This window comes from Clostridioides sp. ZZV15-6597, assembly GCF_020657815.1.
GTDB lineage: Bacteria > Bacillota > Clostridia > Peptostreptococcales > Peptostreptococcaceae > Clostridioides.
The window spans coordinates 1-2,660 of the sequence record NZ_JAGWCT010000201.1 but is presented as its reverse complement, the minus strand read 5'-3'; the positions used below and the strand labels follow the sequence as shown (position 1 = coordinate 2,660).

The 2,660-nt window shown below is 24.9% G+C and carries 3 protein-coding genes; 1 reads left to right on the top strand and 2 read right to left on the bottom strand.

All coding sequences use genetic code 11. The annotated features are described in order from the left end of the window. The first annotated feature begins 229 nt into the window (after positions 1–229). On the top strand, positions 230–940 hold the full coding sequence (gene rgaR, locus KGF52_RS20775) for a two-component system response regulator RgaR (RefSeq protein WP_227828315.1): 711 nt from the start codon (positions 230–232) through the stop codon (positions 938–940). Positions 941–1,203: 263 nt separating this feature from the next. On the opposite strand, the gene KGF52_RS20770 is transcribed toward rgaR, so the two are convergent. Next, the gene (locus KGF52_RS20770) at positions 1,204–1,527 is read right to left on the bottom strand and encodes an AzlD domain-containing protein (protein ID WP_227433697.1); all 324 of its coding nucleotides are present in this window, start codon (positions 1,525–1,527) and stop codon (positions 1,204–1,206) included. Beyond that, complete coding sequence (locus tag KGF52_RS20765) at positions 1,520–2,233, bottom strand: AzlC family ABC transporter permease (RefSeq protein WP_227841485.1); 714 nt, start codon at positions 2,231–2,233, stop codon at positions 1,520–1,522. Before KGF52_RS20765 ends, KGF52_RS20770 begins: the two co-directional genes overlap by 8 nt. Between the last annotated feature and the right edge of the window lie 427 nt (positions 2,234–2,660).

Genomic DNA, 2,660 nt, shown 5'->3' with positions numbered 1-2,660 from the left:
GGATAATAAATACATGTTGCATTTATTTTCCTATATTTTTTTATGTTGTATAGTTGAAAAAATATATAAATTTGTCAAAAAATAAGTTTATATATCAAAAATAATTGTTATAAGTAATTTAATCGACAATTTAAATTTATATCAAAATTTAAATATAAAGCTAGCTAGATACAGTTTGTAAATTGAAATAAAGTAAACTAAATGATATTTTAGATTTGGAGGTGATATTATGTTTAGGGTAGTTATATGTGATGACGAAAAAATACAAAGAAGCATACTAAAAGAGTTTGCAGAAAAACTGTTGTCTGAAAGGTGTCTAAATTATCAAATATTGGAATTTTCCTGTGGAGAAGATTTACTCTCCAAATACCCAGAAAAAATTGACATTATATTTTTAGATATCCAAATGAAAGATATTAATGGAATCGAGGTGGCTAAAAAAATAAGAAAGTTTGATGAAAAAGTAGAGATTATATTTACAACAGCTTTTTCAGAGTATGCCCCACAAGGTTATGAAGTTCGTGCTTATAGGTATTTAGTAAAACCTATAGACTATAGTAATTTCGCAATGGGTGTAAATCTTTGTATTGATAACCTTCAAAGAAAGAAGGAACGTTATATAGTTTTGTACAACAAAAAAGGATTTAACAGAATACTGATAGATTCTATTTTGTATGTTGAAACTGTAAAGAGAGATTTAGTTGTACATACATCAGGTAGAGATTATAAAGCTAATATGAGTATGAAACAAGCGGAAAAGTTATTGTGTGAAAATGGCTTTTTTAGATGTCATACAAGTTTCATTGTTAACTTGAGAAGAATAGAAGATATTGGAGACAATATGATTACTATTAATGAAAAATTTATACCCATTAGTAAGTACAGACTCAAAGATTTAAAAGCAACATTAACAAGCTTGTTATGTGATATAATGTATTAATTTTGAAAAAGGTAAAGAACTATGGTAAAAAATATTTAGTGTCATCACAAAGCTATTGATTCAAAGCTGTCTTAATGTAGAAGAATTTTTCTATATTAAGACAGTCTTTATTGTGTAAAATGGTAATTTAGCAGTTATCAATATTGTTTTATATGTAAGGTATGCTAATTATAATATGTATTAATTTAATTTTTAAATATTAACTTCAATATAATGTATTTTATATTTTGTACTATATCATATGTTGTATATAGTATTATAAATTATAATATAATTCCAAATAAAAATATGGATATTGCACCTACAGCTATTGATACTGCAATAGACTTAAATTTATACGCTACTAACAGTACTATTATACCTGAAATAATCTTAGGATTAGTAAATGAAAGGTATAGATTATCTCCATTAAAGAAAATATCTTTTGCTATTAGTGAACTAAGTATAGCAATAGGTATAAATTTCATGATATCTTTAATAGATTCAGGCATATCATTTTTTGAGAATATTATCATAGGTAAAATTCTTGGAATATAAGTAACAATTGCCATGCCTAAGATAACGATAATTATGTAATTATTATTCATAGTTGCCTTCCTTTCTATGTGTTAATTTTTGAATATAAAAACCAAATAAAGAAGATAAAATAGATGCTATTATAATAACTAAACTATTCTTAAAGAAAGTATATAAAACTACTGATAATAATATAGAAAGTATAGAAACAAGTACATATATTTTATTTTTAATTTGATTAACTATTAGAGTAATGAACATAGCTGTTAACAGAAAGCCAGCAACAGAATCGCTTATATGAACAATCTCTCCAAGAAATGCGCCCACGAAGCAACTTACAGCCCATACTAATATACAAAGGTTATTTAAGTATAAAGCATGTGTATCAGTCCAATTTCCATAAGTATATTTTTCTAAGTTTATAGCAAATGTTTCATCTGTAACACCATGACAAAAATACATTAAAAATTTCATGTTCTTATTTTTTATGTGCATATGTAAGTTAGAGCTCATTAGGAAGTTGCGAAGATTCAATATAAATGTAGTTAAAATTATCGAAGTAATACTTCCATTTGAAGCGAGCATAGAAGCAGCTACAAATTGTGAGCTACCAGCAAATACTATAAATGACATAAATAATATATAGAAGGCTGGTAGACCTGCTTTTTGAAGCATAATACCACAAATAAGTCCTAAGGGAATATATCCTAGAAATATTGGGATTGATGCTAGAAAGCTTTCCTTTAAGATTTCTCTTTTTGACATGTCTTTTTTCAAATACAATCACCCCTTAAAAATAATGAATATTTATAAAATTCTATAAATAATTGCTTCATTTTATTATAGCTATTTTAGCTAGTTATATCAATGCTTAAGATAGTAGCATGTAAGTATCAAAAAATCCACTTATAGTCTGTAGAACTTATGGTAATGATTTAATAAATAGTTTAATTCTATTAAAAGATTTCCTTTTATGCAATTTATTTATTGAAATATGATATAATGTATTAGGTATGTGGTATTATTTAACATGCAAGAGAAATTTTATTTGATTGGATTTTTTAGATACTAACAAAATATAGTTTTTTAATATTATTTTTTAATATTACTTACTGATATTAATTTTTAGAATAGTGCTTAAATGGGTTGTACAACATATAAAGATAATTATTCCCCCTAGATAAATAAAATTAAGATATATAAT

What these genes read in the sequence shown, in the direction of transcription:
- rgaR (WP_227828315.1), top strand. Translation starts at nt 230, where the DNA reads ATGTTTAGGGTAGTTATATGTGATGACGAAAAAATACAAAGAAGCATA.
- KGF52_RS20770 (WP_227433697.1), bottom strand. Translation starts at nt 1,527, where the DNA reads ATGAATAATAATTACATAATTATCGTTATCTTAGGCATGGCAATTGTT.